The organism is Prevotella sp. AM23-5, assembly GCF_003473645.1.
Lineage (GTDB): Bacteria > Bacteroidota > Bacteroidia > Bacteroidales > Bacteroidaceae > Prevotella > Prevotella copri_A.
Window position 1 is genome coordinate 617 of record NZ_QUCG01000180.1, and the last position, 333, is coordinate 949.

At 40.2% G+C, this 333-nt stretch carries 1 pseudogene; it reads right to left on the reverse strand.

What is annotated here, in order from left to right:
- Window positions 1–284: pseudogene (locus DW657_RS17455) on the reverse strand (hypothetical protein); the annotation flags it as partial.
- Window positions 285–333 lie beyond the last annotated feature (49 nt).

Below are 333 nucleotides of genomic sequence, written 5' to 3' on the forward strand. Positions count from 1 at the left end.
GCAATACCCGAAATCAAGACAAAACCGGCGATGGATGCTGCCAGCTTACGCCAGGAAGTTATAGGATGAGTTGCTTTTTCCTGAAGTTGATGCTCCTGGCTGAATTTCTCCCATTCCTCATCTATATTAATAATAGGAGAGGTTTTTTCAAGTGCAGAATCCACTTCCACCATCGTCTGATAGAGTTTTCGGCATTCCTCATCCTGCAATATTTCACGAATCTCCTCATCAGAATACTTCTCCTGATGGTCGATGATATCCAGTATTTTTTCAAACTTGTCCATAATAAATCTGCTAAGGGTTAAACTTTTGCTTTAATTTTCTGATGCCTTG